Below are 19,705 nucleotides of genomic sequence, written 5' to 3' on the forward strand. Positions count from 1 at the left end.
GGTCGTTCAACAGCCTGATCACATAAGGAATCAGCCCTGCAGCACTAACGGGTCTTCTGAAACAACGATGGGGGTAGAAAATTTTGAAAGTCCGAAAATACGAACCAAGACCCGTCTGTTGTCTTTGATGACATCGCGACAGTGCAGAGCCCGGATGTTATTGATAACCATGGTTGATTCCTGGGTCAGCGTGCATTCGATCGGAGTTGCTTCATCCACACCTTGGCAAAGGGCGGTGTAAGCCGTTTTCACAAAGGTCGAGGCGTTGTCATTGACCGAAAAGCGATACGAGTTGAAGCGGGCTGCGAACCCTACCTTATCGTCGAACTCCAGAATCGAAACGTTGCGGCCATCCTCCCCTTTGCCACTGACAAAGGAGTCACTACGAGTGAACTGGAAGTTGCCCGTGGTCAGTGCGAGGCAGTTGGTGATGCCGATTTTTTCGAGTATGGGGGGTAGTGCAATGACTCGCGTAGGTTCCAGGCTCGGGTTCCACAAGGCGGAAAGTATGAGCGACGACGGAGAGGGCGAGTGCCCGTCTTTCGCGGTCACGGCGCACCAGTAAGGCGCCTCTGTATGCGGTCCAAGCGCGAGGCCGGAATGGGAACTCAGTTCCTTGATGTCCGGCTCGGCTGGGATCTTGGTCAGTCCGCCGCCCTTGAAGTTGGCCACCAGTCGAATCAGTTTTCCTTCATTGTCCATGTCATAGGCAAAGGCACTGTTATCCACCAGTTTCAACAAGATCTGATTGCGGGCGGCCAGGCAAAGTACGTCGTAACGATTTTCCAGGGATGCCAGATCTGGCAGTTCATTTGGAGGGCTGGCATCGGTGATTTTTTGCAGACCTTCAAAAATCAAAACCGAAACAAAGCCATCGGAATAGGCACTCAGCAGTTCGCATTGGTTTTTCGAAAACGAGAACTTTAATTCGGTGGCTGCCAGAGACGCTTTGGACTTGGCTCCTGGTGCCTGCGGCCCGCCGATTGCGGCCAGTTCTTTGGCGAAATTGTGAAGCAGTGTTGACTGCTGAGTATCGAAGTTGAAAGTTCTGATTTTTTGTTCAGTAAAAAACCCAGTGGTTTCGACGTCTGGTTTGATGGCGTCAGTCATTGTCTACATCCTGTTGTGTATCCGCTCCCGGTTATGCGGCAGCTCCTCCTTCGATTCTGCACAAACTGAAGATCAGCGTATGTCATCCGCTTCCGGTAAAGCATACGGAGCGTTCTTACAGACCAAAGACTGCCAGGAAGGGCTGATCTCCAATGCCTGAAGCTTTTCGGGGCTTGGCCCCGGCAACCGTTGCGGATGCTGGCAGGTGTGGTGATAGGGGGGGGGGAATTGTCGCTTTGATGGTGACCGGACCAGTGCCTAATCAAATCGCAGGCATAAAAAAACCCTGAATCTTGCGATTCAGGGTTTTCGGTATTTGGTGCCCAGAGACGGAATCGAACCGCCGACACGGGGATTTTCAATCCCCTGCTCTACCGACTGAGCTATCTGGGCAACGGGGCGCATTAAACGGGTTTTTCAGGGGGTCGTCAAGCAAGTTTTCAAAAAAATTTTAATTATTACCGTCGCTTACGTTCCGACCCCCGATAAATCGGGGTTATTCCGACGGCGGCACGTAGCCTTCGGCCTTGGCGTAATCCTCGCCGGAGAAGTACTTGTCCATCTCGCCCTGAAGATATTTGCGATCTTCGGCGTTCATCATGTTCAGGCGTTTTTCGTTGATCAGCAGGGTCTGGTGTTTTTGCCAGTCGGCCCAGGCCTTGGCCGAGACGTGGTCAAAAATGTCCTGGCCTTTGGCGCCCGGAAAGGGAGCGCGCTCCAGGCCTGGCAATTCTTCTTTGTACTTGCGGCACATGATGGTGCGGGTCATGACGACTCTCCTGCGTTCAATACGGCGGCCGCGCGTTCGAGCAAGGTTTTGACCGGGGCGGCAAGGCCCAGGCGCGGCGGGGTGGCGAGGTTATACCAGAGCCAGTCGGCCTCGGCCACGTGATGGCCGGTCTCCTGGACCTGAACCAGCCAGGGTTCGATGGATAACTGAAAATGGCTGAAGGTGTGCACCAGGCTCGGCAATGCCTGTTGGGTGCCCAGTTCCAGCGAGTGCTGCGCTGCCAGGTGTGACAGGTCGTCGAGGTCGTCGAGTTCCGGCAAGCTCCACAAGCCGCCCCAGAGGCCCGTAGAGGGGCGACGGTAAAGCAGGATGGCGCCTTCGGTGTTGGCCAGCATCGGCATCAGCGTGCGCTTCTGCGGGATGGCCTTGCGCGGCTTGGGGATCGGGTAACGGGTTTCCAGGCCAAGCATGTGCGCTTCGCAGCCTTTTTCCAGCGGGCACAGCAGGCAGCTCGGTTTGCTGCGGGTGCAGAGCGTGGCACCGAGGTCCATCATCGCCTGGGTGTAGGCGTTGACCCGGTCGTGAGGCGTAAAGCGCTCAGCGTTGGCCCAGAGCTGTCTGGCGACCTTCGGCTCGCCCGGGTAGCCCTCTTGCGCGGTAAAGCGCGCCAGGACGCGTTTGACGTTGCCATCGAGGATCGGCGCGCGCAGGCCCATGCTGATGCTGGCAATGGCGCCGGCGGTGGACAGGCCGATCCCGGGCAGATCGGTGAGTTTTTCCACGTCTCGGGGAAATTCGCCGCCGTACTGCTCGACGACGATTTTCGCGGTCTTCTGCAAATTGCGCGCGCGGGTGTAGTAACCCAGGCCGGTCCACAGGTGCAGCACTTCGTCTTCCGGTGCCGCCGCCAGGGCTTGGACCGTTGGCAACGAGGCCATGAAGCGGTCGAAGTAGTTCAGCACGGTGCTGACCTGGGTCTGCTGCAGCATGATTTCCGAGACCCAAACCCGATACGGGTTGATGTCCTGCTGCCAGGGCAAATCGTGACGGCCGTGGCGGTCGAACCAGTCCAGCACCGCCGTTGAAAACTGCTCGGCTCTCATCGCTTGAACAGTTCCTTGAGCGCGTCTTTCAGTTTAGGGTCGACTTTGTCGCCCCATTTTTCGTCGATTTTTTCGCTGATCCTGTCGCCAGCCAACTTGGTCGCGACCTGGCTCATGCGGTCGTTATCCAAACGGCAGGCCTTGGCGCCCAGCTCCAGCGGGCCACGGCAGCGCAGTGGCCACTCGATGCCGACAAACTTTTCGCCGACCTGACAGGCCGGGTCCGGCATGGCGCTGGTATCGCCTTCGACGATGATGCCGACTCGGTAGTCCATGCCCAGCACTCGCAGATCGATGTCACCGTCACCCTTGACGGTCATGCCCGGGATGCGCACTTTCAGGTCCGGGTTGCTGGCTACGCCGTTGCGCAAGGTCAGGTTGCCCTTGAGCTCCTGGAACGGAGTGTCCTTGCCGCGCGGCTCGCCGCTGAGGGTTTTGCGGTTGAGCGTAGCGATGCCTTTGCACAGCTGTTGCTCAAGGTTGGCGTTGAGCAGCACGCCATTGTTGATGACGAAGCTGGCGTTGCCGTTGAGGGTTTCGATCAACGCCTTCTGGCTGTTGCCGTTGCCGGTCAGGTTGCTGTTGAGCGTGACCAGGCCCTTGACCGGTGGATTCTTGCCCTGGCTTTCGAGGATTTTTTCCGCCGGTACCCGGCTGATCTTCGTCTGCAGATTCAGTGCCGGCACTGGCTGGCGCACATCGAGCGTGCCGGTGGTTTCGAAGTTGCCCTCGTACAGGTCGCCGCGCAGGTTGGCCAGCGTCAGCAGGCCGCCCTGGCCGGTGGCCTTGAGCGCAGCGTTATGGATCGGCAGTTTCTGCAGGGTCAACTGGCCGAAGGTCAGGTCGGCGTCCACATCGAGCTTGCTCAAGCGTTCCACTGGCAACAGGCGCTCGCTGCTCCATGCGTCCTTGGTCGGCGCGGGTGGCAACGGCGTGCTGCCGGCGCCGGCCATGGCATCGGCTTCGGTGCTGGCGACTTCGGCCTGACGCACTTGTGTCGCGCTATTGGCCTCGGCGGATTTCGGCGGCAGGTAACGGTCGACGTTGAAGGTATCGGCCTTGAGCACGGCGCGCAGCGATTGTTTGGCGAAGTCTTCGACGGCAATGCGACCGCTGAAGGTGCTGTCGTCGACTTTCAGGTTGAGGTCGTCAAGCGCCAGGCTGGTCGGCGTCGCGGCCAATCGGCTGACCAGCTCGACTTTGCTCAGGCTGCCTTCGGCCATGGCCGGGAGTTTCTGGCCGATGCTGTCGACGAATTTCGCCAGGTCGAACTGGGCAATCGAGATGCCGCCGCTGACCTGTGGGGTCTTGTCCAGATCGTTGACCTTCAGTTCACCCAGTGCCCGCAACTGGTTGGCAGAGACCTTGATGCCGGTCCACTCGGCAACGTTGGCGGCCTTGTCCAGCACCAGCTGGCCCTGGGCGGAGAACGTCACGGCCTTGCCTTGCAAGGGGTCGCCGGTCACTTCCCCCGTCAGCTTCATGTCCTCGAACTGATAGCGCTGCAGTGCACGTGCGATGCGCAACTCACCGTTGAGTTCGGTACGCACCCGCAGTGCAGGCTGGTTGGCTGACAGGAAAGCCGTGAGCTTGAGCGGAATGTTGACGGAGTCATGGACCGCGCCGGTGCTCAACTGAATGCTTTCGGCGCTGAAGCTCTTGCCGGTTCTTTCGTCGGTGTATTCGACCCGTGCGTTGTTCACGGTCAGGCTGTCGATGTCCAGGCGGATCGGCTGGGGCGGTTTTTCCGCCGCGGCGCTGGTTTCGGGCGCAGGTTCGGTAGTGGCTGGCGGGGTGCCGGTCGCGTCGGTGCCGGCCGTTGCAGGCAGCTTGCCGATGTCCTCCCAGTTGCCATGACCCTGCTTGTCGCGGTTCAGGCGCAGGTTCAGGCCTTCGACGCGCACGTCGCTCATCTGCACTTCACGGCGCAGCAGCGGCAGTACGCGCACCGACAGGCCGAGCATCTGCAAGTCGGCGTAGGGTTCGGTCGGTTTGACCATGGTCGCGACACTGGCGTCGTGCAACTCCAGGCCCAGCCACGGGAACAGGCTCCAGCCGATATCGCCATTGAGCGTCAGCTCGATGTGGGCTTTGTCGCGGGCAATCTGGCGAATCTCGTCTTTGTAGTCGTTGGGATCGAAGAGGTGGGTCAGGGCAAAGCCCAGCGCCACAATGATCAGCAACAGCCCGAGAAGTACCAGACCCAGGATTTTGCCGAACGCTTTCATGGGCGAGTCCTTGTAATTAGTCGAATTCAAAATTTAGCCGAGGAGTATAGCGCCCCCGAACAGACGACCGGTCAGTGATCACGCCGGCAGTACATCCAGCGGCAGTTTCAGCTTGGCGGCCAGCGCCTGCGCCTCCAGATGCCCGGCAGGCGCCAGCAGGCGTAGCGTCATACCCGATTGCGCGGCCATTTTTTGCGCTTCGGCCACCAGTCGCTCGGCAACACCACGGCGACGGGTAATTTTTCGCACACATATTTGTGACAAACGCCAGGCGTCTTGGTGCCTTTGCAAGCGGGCCGCGCCCAGCAGGCGATCGTTGAAGCGTCCGGCGATCAGTGTGCCGTCGCGTAAACACTCCTCGATCAACTGCGCTTCGCCGGAAAACGGGGCGAACAACCAGTCTGGAGCGTCGCGGTAGATCTTCTGCAGATCCTGCCGATCCTGGGACGTGGCTTGGTTCAGCGGCTCGACAATGATCGGCATGGTGATTCCTGTGGGGTCATGAAGCGATGGAGGTCAGACGACGTACCAAAGGTGATGTCAGTTTGGTTTTTCTGTCACTGGCAGATGGTAACCTTTGCCCGTTCGCCCGTCCTTCTGCGACCTGTTGTCGCACAACAAGGCGCTCCACCAAAAAACGGTCATGTCTGCGTGCATAAAGGCCGGGAGTTAACTGTGGCTGGCGAACCCTACTGATAATTGGGGGATACACAATGACCACGAGCATCACGGCGGACGGCTTCGGTGCCGACCAGCCTGCGTTCCTGTCCAAGGAGCGGATCATCGCCAGGCCCGGTTTCAACCGTTGGCTGGTGCCACCGGCCGCGCTGGCCATCCACCTGTGCATCGGCATGGCCTACGGTTTTTCGGTGTTCTGGTTGCCGCTGTCCAAGGCGCTGGGCATCACGGCGCCAGTGGCCTGCGCGCCAGACATGAGTTTTATCGCACAAGTCTTTTCATCCCAGTGTGACTGGCCGATCTCGATGCTCGGCTGGATCTACACCCTGTTCTTCATCTTCCTGGGTTGCTCGGCCGCCATCTGGGGTGGCTGGCTGGAACATGCCGGGCCTCGCAAGGCAGGGGTTGTATCGGCTCTGTGCTGGTGCGGCGGTCTGCTGATTTCGGCGCTGGGCGTGTATACCCACCAGATCTGGCTGATGTGGATCGGCTCCGGGGTCATTGGTGGTATCGGCCTGGGCCTGGGTTACATTTCACCGGTCTCGACGCTGATCAAGTGGTTCCCGGACAAGCGCGGCATGGCCACCGGCATGGCGATCATGGGCTTCGGCGGTGGTGCGATGGTCGGTGCTCCGCTGGCGGCAGCGCTGATGGGGCATTTCGCTTCGCCAACCAGCGTCGGCGTGTGGCAGAGCTTCCTGGTCATGGCCGCGATCTACTTCGTGTTCATGATCGGTGGCGCGCTGTCCTACCGCGTTCCGCCAACCGGCTGGAAGCCTGAAGGCTGGACCGCCCCGGCGAAAAAAGCCTCCAACGCGATGATTACTCATCGTCATGTTCACGTGAATGTGGCCTGGAAGACGCCGCAGTTCCGTCTGGTGTGGCTGGTGCTGTGCCTGAACGTATCGGCCGGTATCGGTATCCTCGGCATGGCGTCGCCGCTGTTGCAGGAAGTGTTCGGTGGCAAGTTGTTGGGCAATGACCTGGCGTTCGGCCAACTCGACGCTTCGCAACTGGCTTCGATCGCCGCCATCGCGGCCGGTTTCACCGGTTTGCTGAGCCTGTTCAACATCGGCGGGCGTTTCTTCTGGGCTTCGTTCTCGGATTACCTGGGTCGCAAAAACACCTACTTCGTGTTCTTCGCCTTGGGCTTTGCCCTGTACGGACTGATTCCGAACCTGGGTCATCTGGGCAGCATCGCGCTATTCGTGGCGGCGTTCTGCGTCATCCTGTCGATGTACGGCGGTGGTTTCGCGACTGTTCCTGCGTATCTGGCGGACCTGTTCGGTACGCAAATGGTCGGTGCGATTCACGGTCGTCTGCTGACGGCGTGGGCGGCTGCCGGCGTGCTCGGCCCAGTGCTGGTGAACTACCTGCGTGAATATCAGCTGAGCATAGGCGTTGAGCGTGCAGCAGCGTACGACATCACGCTGTACATCCTCGCCGGCCTGCTGGTGCTGGGTTTCCTGTGTAACCTGCTGGTGCGCCCGGTGGCCGACAAGTACTTCATGACCGACGCCGAACTGGCCGCCGAACAGGCGCTGGGCCATGACAAAGGGGCTGACAGCAGCACCGTGCTGGAGTGGAAAGCCGCGCCTGGCACCAAACCGCTGGCGGTGGTGGCGTGGCTGGTGGTGGGGATTCCGTTGGCGTGGGGTGTGTGGGTGACCTTGCAGAAGACGGCAGTGCTCTTTCACTAAGGAACTGGCCTGAGAACTCACAGGCCGACATCCAGCCTGTGGGAGCGAGCCTGCTCGCGAAGAGGGAGTGTCAGTCGACATAAGTGTTGGCTGAGCCACCGCTTTCGCGAGCAGGCTCGCTCCCACAGTTGTTTTATGGTGTGCCAAATAGCTTGTATGGACATGTCTATCGCTGGCACCCCCGAATTCACTCCGTCAGTGATATCACCTCGCGTGTTTCTGTTTGGCGCCCGCACGCCTATAATGGCTGCCTTTTTCGCCCAATGATTTTGCGGAGCTGGTGATGGCCGAACGTAAGGCGTCTGTCGAGCGCGACACTCTGGAAACCCAGATCAAAGCCTCGATCAACCTCGATGGCACCGGAAAGGCCCGATTCGATATCGGTGTACCTTTTCTTGAGCACATGCTGGACCAGATCGCCCGTCACGGGTTGATCGACCTGGATATTGTCAGCAAGGGCGACCTGCATATCGATGACCACCACACCGTGGAAGACGTCGGTATCACCCTCGGCCAGGCCTTCACCAAAGCCATCGGCGACAAGAAAGGCATCCGTCGCTACGGTCACGCCTACGTGCCGCTCGATGAAGCGCTGTCGCGCGTGGTGATCGATTTCTCCGGCCGTCCAGGCCTGCAGATGCATGTTCCCTACACCCGTGCCACCGTCGGTGGCTTCGATGTTGACCTGTTCCAGGAATTCTTCCAGGGCTTCGTCAACCACGCCAACGTCACCTTGCACATCGACAATCTGCGTGGGCACAACACCCACCACCAGATCGAAACCGTGTTCAAGGCTTTCGGTCGCGCCCTGCGCATGGCCGTCGAGCTCGATGACCGCATGGCCGGGCAAATGCCTTCGACCAAGGGCGTCCTGTAATGCAGACAGTCGCGGTTATCGATTACGGCATGGGCAACCTGCACTCGGTGGCCAAGGCCCTCGAGCACGTCGGTGCCGGCAAGGTGCTGATCACCAGCGATGCCACCGTGATTCGCGAAGCCGACCGGGTGGTTTTCCCCGGCGTTGGCGCCATTCGCGATTGCATGGCGGAGATACGTCGCCTCGGCTTCGATTCGCTGGTGCGTGAAGTCAGCCAGGATCGACCGTTCCTTGGCATCTGCGTGGGCATGCAAGCCTTGCTCGACACCAGCGAAGAGAACGACGGCGTCGACTGCATCGGCCTGTTCCCGGGCCAGGTGAAGTTCTTCGGCAAGGATCTGGTCGAGGACGGCGAGCACCTGAAAGTCCCGCACATGGGCTGGAACGAAGTGAAGCAGAAGGTCAGTCACCCGCTGTGGCACGACATTCCGGACCTGGCGCGTTTCTACTTCGTGCACAGCTACTACATCGCTGCCGCCAACGCGCGGCAGGTGGTGGGTGGCGGGCACTACGGTGTCGATTTCGCCGCGGCGCTGGCCGAAGGCTCGCGTTTCGCAGTGCAGTTCCACCCGGAGAAAAGCCATACCCATGGCCTGCAGTTGCTGCAGAACTTCGCTGCGTGGGACGGTCGCTGGTAAATGGCCGTCAAGAAGAAGCCGCCGATCCTGACCCTCACTCCCGAGCAGGAGAGCGAGGCCAATCGCAAGATCAAGCGTTTCATGGAAGACCGCTTCGAACTCGACCTCGGCTCGTTCGAGGCGGCGGAGATTCTTGAGCTGTTTACCCGTGAAATTGCTCCGCACTATTACAACAGGGCGATTTTCGATGTGCAGGCGCACCTCAAGGAGAGGTTCGAAAGCATCGAAAGCGACCTGTGGGCGCTCGAGAAAAACTGATTTCCGAGCCAAGCTGAACATTCAAATTTGAAGGTTTGCCAGATGCTGATTATTCCCGCTATCGATCTTAAAGACGGTGCCTGTGTTCGTCTGCGCCAGGGCCGCATGGAAGATTCCACAGTGTTCTCCGATGACCCGGTGAGCATGGCTGCCAAGTGGGTGGAGGGCGGTTGCCGCCGTCTGCATCTGGTCGACCTGAACGGCGCCTTCGAAGGCCAGCCGGTCAACGGCGAAGTGGTCACCGCCATCGCCAAGCGCTACCCGAACCTGCCGATCCAGATCGGTGGCGGTATCCGCTCCCTGGAAACCATCGAGCACTACGTGAAAGCGGGCGTCAGCTACGTGATCATCGGCACCAAGGCCGTGAAAGATCCGGCCTTCGTTGCCGAAGCCTGCCGCGCATTCCCGGGCAAGGTGATTGTCGGCCTGGACGCCAAGGACGGCTTCGTCGCCACCGACGGCTGGGCTGAAATCAGCACCATTCAGGTGATCGACCTGGCCAAGCAATTCGAAGCCGACGGCGTTTCCGCGATCGTTTATACCGACATCGCCAAAGACGGCATGATGCAGGGCTGCAACGTACCGTTCACCGCGGCACTGGCTGCCGCCACTTCGATTCCGGTGATCGCTTCCGGCGGTATCCACAACCTGGGCGACATCAAGACCCTGCTCGACGCCAAGGCGCCGGGCATCATCGGCGCCATTACCGGCCGTGCGATTTACGAAGGCACCCTCGATGTCGCCGAAGCGCAAGCTTTCTGCGATTCGTACAAAGGCTGAGGACTGATCATGGCGCTGGCCAAACGCATCATCCCTTGCCTGGACGTGGACAACGGCCGGGTGGTCAAGGGTGTGAAATTCGAAAACATCCGCGACGCCGGCGACCCGGTGGAAATCGCCCGTCGCTATGACGAGCAGGGCGCCGACGAGATTACCTTTCTCGACATCACTGCCAGCGTCGATGGCCGCGACACAACGCTGCACACCGTCGAGCGCATGGCCAGCCAGGTGTTCATCCCGCTGACCGTGGGCGGTGGTGTACGCACCGTGCAGGACATCCGCAACCTGCTCAATGCCGGCGCGGACAAGGTTTCGATCAACACCGCAGCGGTGTTCAACCCTGAGTTCGTCGGCGAAGCCGCGCAGCATTTCGGTTCGCAGTGCATCGTGGTCGCGATCGACGCGAAGAAGGTTTCCGGGCCTGGCGAAACCCCGCGCTGGGAAATCTTCACCCACGGCGGTCGCAAGCCAACCGGTCTCGACGCTGTCGAATGGGCGAAAAAAATGGAGGGCCTGGGTGCCGGTGAGATCCTGCTGACCAGCATGGACCAGGACGGCATGAAAAACGGTTTCGACCTGGGCGTTACCCGCGCCATCAGCGATGCGCTGGGCATTCCGGTGATCGCTTCCGGTGGCGTCGGCAACCTGCAACACCTGGCCGACGGCATTATCGAAGGGCACGCCAGCGCGGTTCTGGCGGCGAGTATTTTTCACTTCGGCGAATACACCGTGCAGGAGGCCAAGGCCTACATGGCTCATCGCGGAATCGTGATGCGCTGAACAAACCAGTGCAGGCCAGTGGACATCATGGCGTGCCCAAGGCACTCTTGGGTACGCCATGGATTTCGGTAGCCAGACATGCTTAAACGCTTTCTTCTCGTCCTTGCCAGCGCTTCTCTGTTGTTCATCAACGGAGCACACGCAAAAGACAGCCCCGATACCGACATGGTGTTGCTGACTGAAAACTTCCCGCCCTACAACATGGCGAAGAATGGCAAGAACTTCGCTCAGGACGAGAACATCGATGGCATTGCCACCGATATCGTCCGCGAGATATTCAAGCGCGCCAACATTACCTACAGCCTGACGCTGCGTTTCCCTTGGGAGCGAATCTACAAACTCACCCTGGAAAAACCCGGCTATGGCGTGTTCGTCATGGCGCGGTTGCCGGATCGCGAGAAGCTGTTCAAATGGGTCGGCCCAATCGGCCCGGACGACTGGATCATGCTGGCCAAGGCTGACAGCAAGATCACCCTCGAAACCTTGAATGATGCGCGCAAGTACAAGATCGGCGCCTACAAGGGCGACGCGATTGCCGAGACGCTGGCCAAGCAGGGGCTCAATCCGATTGTTGTACTGCGCGATCAGGACAACGCGAAAAAACTGGTCAACGGGCAGATCGACCTGTGGGCCACCGGTGACCCGGCCGGGCGCTATCTGGCGCGTCAGGAAGGGGTAAACGGGTTGAAAACCGTACTGCGTTTCAACAGTGCCGAACTGTACCTGGCACTGAACAAGGACGTGCCGGACGAGACGGTGGCCAAGCTCCAGGCGGCGCTGGATCAGATGCGCAAGGAAGGCAAGGTCGACGAGATAATGGCGCGGTATCTATAGGATTCAACACCAACCCTTCAGTCATGCCCGGACCACTGTGGGAGCGAGCTTGCTCGCGATGGCGTCGTGTCAGTCGACAACATTGGTGAAGGACAGATCGCTATCGCGAGCAAGCTCGCTCCCACAGGGGGCGCTGTGTAGCTCTAGCGGTACACCCCATCCTTCCCATGCGCCGCCGTTGCCCGATTGCCGCGCACGCTGATCATCTGCCTGATATCAATCCACTCAATTCCCTGAGCCTTCAGCTTCGGCAACTCCCGCTCCAGCACCGCGAGTGTCTGTGGATAAGGATGCCCGATCATCACCGCCGAACCCTGCTTGTGCGCGAGGCTGATAGCTGCCTGTAACTGGCTGAAGATCGCTGCTTCGGTTCGTTCATCGTCGAGAAACACATCCCGCGAAACGCTGGCCAGGCCGATCTTCTGCGCTTCGGCCGCGGCCACGGTCCGGGCGCTGGTGCGGCTGTCGACGAAGAATTTATGCCGTCGTTGCAGGTCTGCCATCAGCCAGGCCATAGCCATTGGTTGTGCGGTCATGCGGCTGCCCATGTGATTGTTGATGCCGCTGGTGTAGGGAACCATTTTGAACGCGGCGTTCAGGCGCTTTTCCAGCTCATCGACAGGCAATTCGGGATGCCAGGCGAACGGTCCGGTGGCCGGATCCATGGGCATGTGCAGAATGACGATCTTGCCCGCGCGATGGGCTTCGCGGGCGAATTCGGTGGCGTGAGGCGTGTCGGGCATGATTGCCGTGGTCACCGGGCCGGGCAGGGCCAGCACGCGGCGATCCCGGGGCAGGTTCTGCCCCAGGTCATCGATGATCAGGGTCAGGTAGGCTTTTTGCGGGGTGGTCGGGGCGGGTGTTGCGTGAACAACACCCGCCAGACAGCAAAGCAGACCGAGAATGTACCGCAGGCGCATCCTCAACGGCCGGACGTGATGCTCAGCCCTTTGAGCAGGCTCAGGGCCTGGGCCAGTTGGTAATCATCGTCCTGTGGCATCGGCTTGGCCTTGCTGGAGCCGGTCGGTTTGTCCGCACCGCCGTTGCCGTTGCCCAGGTGACCCTGCAAGTCGGCTTCCTTGAAGTAGTCGTTGTCCTGCTCGCTGGTGATCTTGGCCTTGCGCACTTCGATGTCCGGGACGATGCCCTGGGCCTGGATGGAGCGGCCGTTCGGCGTGTAATACAGCGCCGTGGTGATCTTCAATGCGCGGTCATTGTTCAGCGGCAGCACGGTTTGCACCGAGCCCTTGCCGAAACTGGTGGTGCCCATCACCACGGCGCGTTTCTGGTCCTGCAGGGCGCCGGCGACAATTTCCGAAGCCGAGGCGCTGCCGCCGTTGATCAGCACGACCATTGGCACGGCTTCGCTTTCGTCCTTGCCGGTGGCAGAGAAACGCAGCTCGGAGTTGGCGATGCGGCCCTTGGTGTAGACGATCAGGCCCTTGGTGATGAAGTGGTCGACCACTTCCACCGCCGCCTGCAACACACCGCCCGGGTTGTTGCGCAGGTCGAGGATGATGCCGTTGAGCTTCTTGCCGTTCTCCTTGCGCAGCTTGGCCAGCGCCTTGGAAACCTCTTCACCGGTCTTGACCTGGAACTGGGTGATGCGGATGTAGCCGTAGCCCGATTCCAGCAGCTGGCTCTTCACGCTCTTGACCTGGATGACGGCGCGGGACAGGGTCACGTCGAACGGGGTGCCGCCGTCGCGCACCAGGGTCAGGGTGATTTTCTGGCCGATCTTGCCGCGCATCTTGTCGACGGCTTCGGTCATGCTCTGGCCACGGGTGGGTTGGCCGTTGATCTTGACGATGAAGTCGCCGGCCTGAATGCCGGCCTTGGAAGCCGGCGTGTCGTCAATCGGCGACACCACCTTGATGAAGCCGTCTTCAGCGCCGACTTCAATGCCCAGACCACCGAATTCACCGCTGGTGCTTTCCTGCAACTCGGCGAAATCTTCAGGGCCGAGGTAAGCCGAATGCGGGTCGAGGTTGCTGAGCATGCCCTTGATGGCGTTTTCCAGCAGGGTCTTGTCGTCCACCGGTTCGACATAAGCGGCCTTGATCCGGTCCATCACCTCGGCAAAGGTGCGCAACTCATCCAGCGGCAGTGGCGCCTTGGTGGTCGCAGCAGTGCCCGCAGGCGCAACCGCCGGGGCCGGTTGAGCGGCAAACGCCAGAGGCGCGCCGATCACCAGGGCGATCGTCAGGGCCAGCGAGGTAAGGCGGGACAAATGCAGCATGTCTAACAAACTCCTGAATTAGGTAACGCGCTTATCCTTGCGCGCGGCACCATTGCGCCGGATCACTCGGGTGACCCTGCTGACGAATAGCAAAATACAGCGCTGGCGTGTCCTGCCCGCCACTGTTGCCGACAGTGGAGATGGACTCACCGGCTTTAACCACATCACCCGCAGACTTGAGCAACGTCTGGTTGTGACCATAAAGACTCAAAAACCCGTTGCCGTGGTCGAGGATCACCAACAACCCGGCGCCTCGCAGCCAGTCGGCAAACACTACGCGACCACCATGCACCGCATGCACGGTGCTGCCGGCAGACGCGCCGATCATCACGCCATCCCACTTGGTCCGGGCATCGTCGCCACGGCTTTCACCGTAGCGCGCCAACAGTCGACCATCGACAGGCCAGGGAAGTTTGCCGCGGGTTGAAGCAAACGGACCACCAAAGGTCTCGCCGGAGCTGGAAACCACTGCGCCAGGTATCGATCTGACTGGTTTGCGTGGGGCGTCGTCGCTGGCATCTGCCTGCGCCTGGGCCTCACGTAATCGCTTTTTTTCGGCTTCCTGCTGGGCAATCAGCGCTTTTTGTCGCGCTTCTTCTGCCTCACGGGCCTGGCGGGCCAAGGTTTCTTCAATGGTTTTAAGGACTTTAGACAGGTCTGCCTGATCCTGCTCGCGCGCCGCCAGTTTCTGATCGCGAGCCTTTACGTCGTCATTGAGCTTGGCCAGGACTTGCTGGCGCTCCTTGCGGACTTTCTCGAGTTCGTCACGCTGGGTGTCGAGGCTGCTTTGCTGCACCAGCAGTTGCGCCTGCTGCATGGCGATGTCTTTCTCGACATTGGACAGTTGGCGCAGGGTTTCGTTGAAACTCTTCAGCTGCTCCAGGCGAGCCTGGCTCAGGTAGTCGTAATAGGTGAGGGTACGGGCGAATCTTTCCGGATTCTGCTGGTTGAGCAGCAGCTTGAGGTATTCCTGTCGACCGTTCTGGTAGGCCGCCCGGGCCTGAATGGCGATCAGTCGTTGCTGTTCAATGCGCGCGCTCTGGAGTTTTTTTTTCTCCGCATCGAGTCGCTGCAGCTCGGCTTCGCTTTTCTTCAGCTCTTTTTGCAGGGCATCGACCTGCTTCTCGAGCTTGCCCATTTCGGTTTCGGTGCCCTTGAGCTCTTTCTGCACACCGGACTTTTCTTCCTGCAGCTTGCCCAGCAGCTTCTTCAGCTCGGCAATGTCCTGACGCGTGGCGTCCAACTGTTGTTGGGTGTCTGCGCGCTCGTCAGCAAAGGCCGGTTGGAGCAGGCAAGTCAGAGCTAGGGCTATCAGGACGCGAAGCATAGGGGCGGGCGGCACCAGGGAAAGGGACGGCCTAGTATGCCCGCCATGGGCGGCAAAAAAAATGCCCATTTCTGACTGTGTGATGACTGGAACAAGCGACAGACTGAATTCCATTTCAAAAACTCCAAAAACCACTGTGGGAGCGAGCTTGCTCGCGATGGCGTCCGATCATTCAACATAGATGTTGGCTGTCAGATTGCTATCGCGAGCAAGCTCGCTCCCACAGATTTTGTGGCGTTTTGGAAATCCGATCAGACCAGAATCGAAGTCCCGGTCATTTCCGCCGGTTGCTCAAGGCCCAACAGCTTCAGCATGGTCGGCGCCACGTCCGCCAGCACGCCGCCTTCACGGACCTTCAGGTCACGCTTGCCGACATAGATGAACGGCACCGGCTCGGTGGTGTGTGCCGTGTGCGCCTGGCCGGTGGTTTCGTCGGACATTTGCTCGACGTTGCCATGGTCAGCCGTGATCAAGGCTTCGCCGCCGACTTTTTCCAGGGCGTCGACGATGCGGCCCACGCACAGGTCAAGGCATTCAACAGCCTTGACCGCCGCTTCGAACACGCCGCTGTGGCCAACCATGTCGCCGTTGGCGTAGTTGACCACGATCACGTCGTAACGCTGGTTTTCGATGGCGTCGACGATGCGGTCGGTAACTTCCGGTGCGCTCATTTCCGGCTGCAAGTCATAGGTAGCGACTTTCGGCGACGGAATCAGGATGCGTTCTTCGCCCGGGAACGGTTCTTCGCGACCGCCGGAGAAGAAGAAGGTCACGTGGGCGTATTTTTCTGTTTCGGCGATGCGCAGCTGGGTCTTGCCATTTTTTGCCAGGTAATCGCCCAGCACGTTCTCCAGGCTGCCGGCGGCGAAGGCCGACGGGGCAGGAATGCTGGCGGCGTATTGGGTCAGCATGACGAAACCGGCCAGTTTCGGCTGGCGGGCACGCTCGAACTCACTGAAGTTGTCTTCGACGAACACGCGAGTCAATTCGCGGGCGCGGTCGGCGCGGAAGTTCATGAACACCACGGCGTCGCCGTCTTCGACCTTTACCGGCTCGCCGATGGAGGTGGCTTTGACGAATTCGTCGCTCTCGCCGCGCTCGTAGGCTGCTTGCAGGCCTTCCTGGGCGGTGGCGGCGTTGAATTCGCCCTGGCCATCGACAATCAGGTTGTAGGCCTGGGAGACACGGTCCCAACGGTTGTCGCGGTCCATGGCATAGTAACGGCCGATCAGGCTGGCGATCCGGCCTTTGCCCAGGGCCTGGAAAGTGGCGTCGAGCAGTTCGATCGAGGATTGCGCGCTTTTCGGCGGCGTGTCGCGACCGTCGAGGAAGGCGTGCAGGTAGATGTTTTGAGCGCCGCGCTTGAAGGCCAGTTCGGCCATGGCGACCAGGTGGTCCTGGTGGCTGTGCACGCCGCCATCGGACAGCAGGCCCATGAAATGCACGGCTTTGCCGGCGGCGACGGCTTTGTCCACGGCTGCGCAGATGGTCGGGTTCTCGAAGAACTCGCCGTCGCGGATCGATTTGGTGACGCGAGTGAAGTCCTGGTACACCACGCGACCGGCGCCGAGGTTCATGTGACCGACTTCGGAGTTGCCCATCTGGCCATCCGGAAGACCGACGTCCATGCCGCTGCCGGAGATCAGGCCGTTCGGCACAGTGGCCCACAGGCGATCCAGTACAGGCTTTTTCGCCGCGAAAATGGCGTTGGATTCGGGGTTGTCGCTGTGACCGAAGCCGTCGAGAATCATCAGGACCAAAGGTTTAGGCGTGGTAGTCATGGAATTCGCTCTGGCTCAAGTAAAAAGGGGCGATGGAAAAGGGAGTCGCAGTTTAAAGCGAAGTTCCGGCCGCGTCACCGCCGGACGGGGTTTGGCCCACCATAGTGGCTGTGTATACTGGCCGACATTTTAACGCCCTGGAACCTCCTTCGATGGTTGCTAACCTGATTCAATTTGCCACTAACCACTACATTCTCGTCGGTATCTTCGTCGTACTGCTGGCGTTGCTGATTGCCTATCAAATGCAGGGCGGCGGCCGTAGCCTGAGCACTGGCGAACTGACCGGCCTGGTCAACAAGGACGCCGGCGTGGTGATCGACATTCGTCCAACCAAGGATTTCGCCGCCGGTCACATTGTCGGCGCGCTGAACATTCCCCAGGACAAACTGATCGCCCGCGTTGGCGAGCTGGAAAAGCACAAGGCCAAGACCATCATCCTGGTCGATGCCATGGGCCAGACCGCCGGCACTCACGCTCGCGAATTGATGAAATCCGGCTTCACCGCCGCCAAGCTGTCCGGCGGTATTTCCAGCTGGAAAGCCGACAATCTGCCGCTGGTGAAGTGATATGAGCAATGTCGTCGTCTATTCCAGCGATTACTGCCCTTACTGCTCGCGAGCCAAATACCTGCTCGAGAACAAAGGCGTGGCCTTCGAAGAGATCAAGGTCGATGGCAAGCCGCAGGTGCGCGCTGCGATGGCCCAGAAGGCCGGACGTACGTCCGTGCCGCAAATCTGGATCGGCAGCACCCACGTGGGCGGTTGTGATGATTTGTTCGCCCTGGAGCGCGCTGGCAAGCTCGACGCGCTGCTCAGTGCCTGACGGCAATACCCCAAACAAGCAAACCTAAAAGAACCCTGGATCAAGAAGGATCTGCGATGACTGACCAACAGAACACTGCTGCGAACGAAGAAGAAACTGCACCGCAATTCTCCTTGCAGCGCATTTATGTGCGTGACCTGTCCTTCGAAGCTCCGAAAAGCCCGGCGATCTTCCGCCAGCAGTGGGAGCCGAGCGTCGCCCTGGATCTGAACACCCGTCAAAAGGCACTGGAATCGGACTTCCACGAAGTCGTGCTGACCCTGTCGGTTACCGTGAAAAACGGTGACGAAGTGGCGTTCATCGCTGAAGTGCAACAGGCCGGTATCTTCCTGATCAAGAACCTGGACGATGCTTCGATGAGCCACACCCTGGGTGCGTTCTGCCCGAACATCCTGTTCCCGTACGCTCGCGAAACCCTGGACAGCCTGGTGACCCGTGGTTCGTTCCCGGCACTGATGCTGGCTCCGGTGAACTTCGATGCGCTGTACGCGCAAGAGCTGCAACGCATGCAGGCTGCCGGCGAGACGCCGACTGTTCAGTAAGCATTTCTGAGCGTCGAAGCAAGTCCAATGTGGGAGCGGGCTTGCTCGCGAAAGCGGTTTTTCAGTCAACATTCATGTTGAAGCTGATGACCCTTTCGCGAGCAAGCCCGCTCCCACATTTGCTATGCGGTGTTATTTGAAGTCGTTCTGGCGCCAGGCTTCGTAAACCGCGACGGCCACCGTATTCGACAGGTTCAGGCTGCGGCAGCCCTCGCGCATCGGCAGGCGCAGGCGTTGCTCAGGGGGCAGGGCGTCCAGCACCTCGGCGGGCAAACCCCGGCTTTCCGGGCCGAACAGGAACGCATCGCCTGGGGCGAAGCTGGCATCGTGGAATGGCCGCGAGCCCTTGGTGGTGAAGGCGAACAGGCGTGGATGACCGAGGCTTTCCAGGCAGCTGGCGAGGTCGGCGTGACGTTGCAAGGTGGCATACTCGTGGTAGTCGAGGCCGGCGCGGCGCAGGCGCTTGTCGTCCATCTCGAAGCCCAGCGGCTCGATCAAATGCAGGTGGCAGCCACTGTTGGCGCACAGCCTGATAACGTTGCCGGTATTCGGCGGAATTTCTGGTTGGAAAAGGATGACGTGAAACATGCACGGCTCCGAAGGTAAAGATGACGCGCATTCTACGCCGCAAGCAGACGTGCGTTCGAAACTATTCCTGCGGGTGATGGGCTCGCTAGCGATTGTCGGGATGATGATCGGCCTGATGATCGGTCGCCTGACCACGCCAGACCCGAGTCAGTTGCAGCAGGTTGAGGTGACGGGCGACGGGCTGGTGGTGTGGTTCAACAACGAACCCAAGGTCCATGGCGAAATCGTCGACGGCAGTGTCGCGCTGCTGTTTGGCGCCGAGGGCCAGGCGCAGAAAGGCCAACTCAAGCTTGGCGGCAAGGATGTGAACTGGCGGGTACGTTTGAGTGATGGAGGGTTGCTGCTGACGCTGGTGGCGGCCCGGCCGCTGCTGGGCGAGTGGGCCGGTAGCGAGGTCGATGACCGCTGGCGGCTGGAGATCCATCTCCGGGAGCAATAAAAGAGGGAATCCCCGGCCTGCCTGTACCAAGGTTCCCGAAACGGGAGGCTCGTCGCGAGTGCGGTGTGAGCCTGGTGTAAAGAAGGAACCCCTGACCTGCCTGTATCAAGGGCCCCAAAACGGCTGGGCTCGTCGCGGCTGCGGTGTGAGCCCGGTGTAAAGAGGGGAATCCCCGGCCTGCCTGTACCAAGGTCCCCGAAACCGGGTCGGTGATCTGAATCACTTGAAAGGGTTATTGCAGGGGGCGTGCC

Annotated in this window: 21 protein-coding genes and 1 tRNA gene; 11 read left to right on the forward strand and 11 right to left on the reverse strand. The window is 60.0% G+C overall.

Annotation, left to right across the window (positions count from 1 at the left end; translation table 11 throughout):
- Positions 1–30: 30 nt before the first annotated feature.
- From PPUTUW4_RS01330 to panM, 6 genes are all read right to left on the reverse strand, one after another.
- A complete protein-coding gene (locus PPUTUW4_RS01330) occupies positions 31–1,110 on the reverse strand; it encodes a hypothetical protein (RefSeq protein WP_015093070.1) in 1,080 nt (359 codons plus the stop codon).
- A 317-nt stretch (positions 1,111–1,427) separates the two neighbouring features.
- Positions 1,428–1,503, reverse strand: a tRNA-Phe gene (locus PPUTUW4_RS01335).
- A gap of 103 nt (positions 1,504–1,606) precedes the next feature.
- Positions 1,607–1,879 carry an oxidative damage protection protein gene (locus PPUTUW4_RS01340; RefSeq protein WP_007972770.1) on the reverse strand — a complete coding sequence of 91 codons (273 nt, stop codon included), beginning with the start codon at positions 1,877–1,879 and terminating at the stop codon, positions 1,607–1,609.
- Positions 1,876–2,943: an A/G-specific adenine glycosylase gene (mutY, locus tag PPUTUW4_RS01345; protein WP_015093071.1), complete on the reverse strand. Its 1,068-nt coding sequence runs from the start codon at positions 2,941–2,943 to the stop codon at positions 1,876–1,878. Before mutY ends, PPUTUW4_RS01340 begins: the two co-directional genes overlap by 4 nt.
- Complete coding sequence (locus PPUTUW4_RS01350) at positions 2,940–5,171, reverse strand: AsmA family protein (protein ID WP_015093072.1); 2,232 nt, start codon at positions 5,169–5,171, stop codon at positions 2,940–2,942. The genes mutY and PPUTUW4_RS01350 overlap by 4 nt, the downstream gene beginning before the upstream one ends.
- 78 nt (positions 5,172–5,249) lie before the next feature.
- Entirely contained in the window at positions 5,250–5,654 is a 405-nt protein-coding gene (panM, locus tag PPUTUW4_RS01355) for an aspartate 1-decarboxylase autocleavage activator PanM (protein ID WP_015093073.1), read from the reverse strand.
- A gap of 230 nt (positions 5,655–5,884) precedes the next feature.
- Between panM and PPUTUW4_RS01360 the strand changes: the two genes are divergently transcribed.
- The 7 genes from PPUTUW4_RS01360 (at position 5,885) to PPUTUW4_RS01390 (ending at position 11,716) form a co-directional block, all read left to right on the forward strand.
- A complete protein-coding gene (locus PPUTUW4_RS01360; RefSeq protein WP_015093074.1) occupies positions 5,885–7,549 on the forward strand; it encodes an OFA family MFS transporter in 1,665 nt (554 codons plus the stop codon).
- 283 nt (positions 7,550–7,832) lie between these two features.
- Complete coding sequence (gene hisB / locus PPUTUW4_RS01365; RefSeq protein WP_003186751.1) at positions 7,833–8,426, forward strand: imidazoleglycerol-phosphate dehydratase HisB; 594 nt, start codon at positions 7,833–7,835, stop codon at positions 8,424–8,426.
- A complete protein-coding gene (hisH, locus tag PPUTUW4_RS01370; protein ID WP_015093075.1) occupies positions 8,426–9,064 on the forward strand; it encodes an imidazole glycerol phosphate synthase subunit HisH in 639 nt (212 codons plus the stop codon). The genes hisB and hisH overlap by 1 nt, the downstream gene beginning before the upstream one ends.
- A complete protein-coding gene (locus PPUTUW4_RS01375) occupies positions 9,065–9,322 on the forward strand; it encodes a DUF2164 domain-containing protein (RefSeq protein ID WP_007989200.1) in 258 nt (85 codons plus the stop codon).
- A 42-nt stretch (positions 9,323–9,364) separates the two neighbouring features.
- Positions 9,365–10,102, forward strand: a complete 738-nt coding sequence (gene hisA / locus PPUTUW4_RS01380; RefSeq protein WP_015093076.1) for a 1-(5-phosphoribosyl)-5-[(5-phosphoribosylamino)methylideneamino]imidazole-4-carboxamide isomerase — start codon at positions 9,365–9,367, stop codon at positions 10,100–10,102.
- 9 nt (positions 10,103–10,111) lie between these two features.
- Positions 10,112–10,882, forward strand: a complete 771-nt coding sequence (hisF, locus tag PPUTUW4_RS01385; RefSeq protein WP_007972752.1) for an imidazole glycerol phosphate synthase subunit HisF — start codon at positions 10,112–10,114, stop codon at positions 10,880–10,882.
- Between the two features lie 78 nt (positions 10,883–10,960).
- Complete coding sequence (locus tag PPUTUW4_RS01390; protein WP_015093077.1) at positions 10,961–11,716, forward strand: ABC transporter substrate-binding protein; 756 nt, start codon at positions 10,961–10,963, stop codon at positions 11,714–11,716.
- 143 nt (positions 11,717–11,859) lie between these two features.
- On the opposite strand, the gene PPUTUW4_RS01395 is transcribed toward PPUTUW4_RS01390, so the two are convergent.
- The 4 genes from PPUTUW4_RS01395 to gpmI form a co-directional block, all read right to left on the reverse strand.
- On the reverse strand, positions 11,860–12,636 hold the full coding sequence (locus PPUTUW4_RS01395) for a divergent polysaccharide deacetylase family protein (protein ID WP_015093078.1): 777 nt from the start codon (positions 12,634–12,636) through the stop codon (positions 11,860–11,862).
- A 2-nt stretch (positions 12,637–12,638) separates the two neighbouring features.
- A complete protein-coding gene (locus PPUTUW4_RS01400) occupies positions 12,639–13,955 on the reverse strand; it encodes a S41 family peptidase (RefSeq protein WP_015093079.1) in 1,317 nt (438 codons plus the stop codon).
- Between the two features lie 31 nt (positions 13,956–13,986).
- Entirely contained in the window at positions 13,987–15,282 is a 1,296-nt protein-coding gene (locus PPUTUW4_RS01405) for a murein hydrolase activator EnvC (protein WP_015093080.1), read from the reverse strand.
- A gap of 251 nt (positions 15,283–15,533) precedes the next feature.
- The gene (gpmI, locus tag PPUTUW4_RS01410; protein ID WP_015093081.1) at positions 15,534–17,063 is read right to left on the reverse strand and encodes a 2,3-bisphosphoglycerate-independent phosphoglycerate mutase; all 1,530 of its coding nucleotides are present in this window, start codon (positions 17,061–17,063) and stop codon (positions 15,534–15,536) included.
- Between the two features lie 152 nt (positions 17,064–17,215).
- On the opposite strand from gpmI, the gene PPUTUW4_RS01415 reads away from it, so the two are divergent.
- The 3 genes from PPUTUW4_RS01415 to secB are packed head-to-tail and all read left to right on the forward strand — an operon-like array spanning position 17,216 to position 18,427.
- A complete protein-coding gene (locus tag PPUTUW4_RS01415; protein WP_015093082.1) occupies positions 17,216–17,629 on the forward strand; it encodes a rhodanese-like domain-containing protein in 414 nt (137 codons plus the stop codon).
- 1 nt (position 17,630) lies between these two features.
- Positions 17,631–17,885 carry a glutaredoxin 3 gene (gene grxC, locus PPUTUW4_RS01420; RefSeq protein WP_015093083.1) on the forward strand — a complete coding sequence of 85 codons (255 nt, stop codon included), beginning with the start codon at positions 17,631–17,633 and terminating at the stop codon, positions 17,883–17,885.
- A gap of 56 nt (positions 17,886–17,941) precedes the next feature.
- A complete protein-coding gene (secB, locus tag PPUTUW4_RS01425; protein WP_015093084.1) occupies positions 17,942–18,427 on the forward strand; it encodes a protein-export chaperone SecB in 486 nt (161 codons plus the stop codon).
- 132 nt (positions 18,428–18,559) lie between these two features.
- On the opposite strand, the gene PPUTUW4_RS01430 is transcribed toward secB, so the two are convergent.
- Complete coding sequence (locus PPUTUW4_RS01430; RefSeq protein ID WP_015093085.1) at positions 18,560–19,015, reverse strand: tRNA (cytidine(34)-2'-O)-methyltransferase; 456 nt, start codon at positions 19,013–19,015, stop codon at positions 18,560–18,562.
- Between PPUTUW4_RS01430 and PPUTUW4_RS01435 the strand changes: the two genes are divergently transcribed.
- A complete protein-coding gene (locus tag PPUTUW4_RS01435; protein ID WP_015093086.1) occupies positions 19,014–19,454 on the forward strand; it encodes a hypothetical protein in 441 nt (146 codons plus the stop codon). The two genes, PPUTUW4_RS01430 and PPUTUW4_RS01435, sit on opposite strands and share 2 nt — an antisense overlap.
- Positions 19,455–19,705: the final 251 nt, after the last annotated feature.

Origin of the sequence: Pseudomonas sp. UW4 (assembly GCF_000316175.1) — a bacterium.
GTDB lineage: Bacteria > Pseudomonadota > Gammaproteobacteria > Pseudomonadales > Pseudomonadaceae > Aquipseudomonas > Aquipseudomonas laurylsulfatiphila.

What these genes read in the sequence shown, in the direction of transcription:
- secB (WP_015093084.1), top strand. Translation starts at nt 17,942, where the DNA reads ATGACTGACCAACAGAACACTGCTGCGAACGAAGAAGAAACTGCACCG.
- PPUTUW4_RS01415 (WP_015093082.1), top strand. Translation starts at nt 17,216, where the DNA reads ATGGTTGCTAACCTGATTCAATTTGCCACTAACCACTACATTCTCGTC.
- PPUTUW4_RS01395 (WP_015093078.1), bottom strand. Translation starts at nt 12,636, where the DNA reads ATGCGCCTGCGGTACATTCTCGGTCTGCTTTGCTGTCTGGCGGGTGTT.
- PPUTUW4_RS01360 (WP_015093074.1), top strand. Translation starts at nt 5,885, where the DNA reads ATGACCACGAGCATCACGGCGGACGGCTTCGGTGCCGACCAGCCTGCG.
- gpmI (WP_015093081.1), bottom strand. Translation starts at nt 17,063, where the DNA reads ATGACTACCACGCCTAAACCTTTGGTCCTGATGATTCTCGACGGCTTC.
- PPUTUW4_RS01405 (WP_015093080.1), bottom strand. Translation starts at nt 15,282, where the DNA reads ATGCTTCGCGTCCTGATAGCCCTAGCTCTGACTTGCCTGCTCCAACCG.
- PPUTUW4_RS01400 (WP_015093079.1), bottom strand. Translation starts at nt 13,955, where the DNA reads ATGCTGCATTTGTCCCGCCTTACCTCGCTGGCCCTGACGATCGCCCTG.
- PPUTUW4_RS01340 (WP_007972770.1), bottom strand. Translation starts at nt 1,879, where the DNA reads ATGACCCGCACCATCATGTGCCGCAAGTACAAAGAAGAATTGCCAGGC.
- PPUTUW4_RS01390 (WP_015093077.1), top strand. Translation starts at nt 10,961, where the DNA reads ATGCTTAAACGCTTTCTTCTCGTCCTTGCCAGCGCTTCTCTGTTGTTC.
- PPUTUW4_RS01350 (WP_015093072.1), bottom strand. Translation starts at nt 5,171, where the DNA reads ATGAAAGCGTTCGGCAAAATCCTGGGTCTGGTACTTCTCGGGCTGTTG.
- hisB (WP_003186751.1), top strand. Translation starts at nt 7,833, where the DNA reads ATGGCCGAACGTAAGGCGTCTGTCGAGCGCGACACTCTGGAAACCCAG.
- PPUTUW4_RS01435 (WP_015093086.1), top strand. Translation starts at nt 19,014, where the DNA reads ATGCACGGCTCCGAAGGTAAAGATGACGCGCATTCTACGCCGCAAGCA.
- PPUTUW4_RS01330 (WP_015093070.1), bottom strand. Translation starts at nt 1,110, where the DNA reads ATGACTGACGCCATCAAACCAGACGTCGAAACCACTGGGTTTTTTACT.
- PPUTUW4_RS01375 (WP_007989200.1), top strand. Translation starts at nt 9,065, where the DNA reads ATGGCCGTCAAGAAGAAGCCGCCGATCCTGACCCTCACTCCCGAGCAG.
- panM (WP_015093073.1), bottom strand. Translation starts at nt 5,654, where the DNA reads ATGCCGATCATTGTCGAGCCGCTGAACCAAGCCACGTCCCAGGATCGG.
- PPUTUW4_RS01430 (WP_015093085.1), bottom strand. Translation starts at nt 19,015, where the DNA reads ATGTTTCACGTCATCCTTTTCCAACCAGAAATTCCGCCGAATACCGGC.
- hisF (WP_007972752.1), top strand. Translation starts at nt 10,112, where the DNA reads ATGGCGCTGGCCAAACGCATCATCCCTTGCCTGGACGTGGACAACGGC.
- hisA (WP_015093076.1), top strand. Translation starts at nt 9,365, where the DNA reads ATGCTGATTATTCCCGCTATCGATCTTAAAGACGGTGCCTGTGTTCGT.
- grxC (WP_015093083.1), top strand. Translation starts at nt 17,631, where the DNA reads ATGAGCAATGTCGTCGTCTATTCCAGCGATTACTGCCCTTACTGCTCG.
- mutY (WP_015093071.1), bottom strand. Translation starts at nt 2,943, where the DNA reads ATGAGAGCCGAGCAGTTTTCAACGGCGGTGCTGGACTGGTTCGACCGC.
- hisH (WP_015093075.1), top strand. Translation starts at nt 8,426, where the DNA reads ATGCAGACAGTCGCGGTTATCGATTACGGCATGGGCAACCTGCACTCG.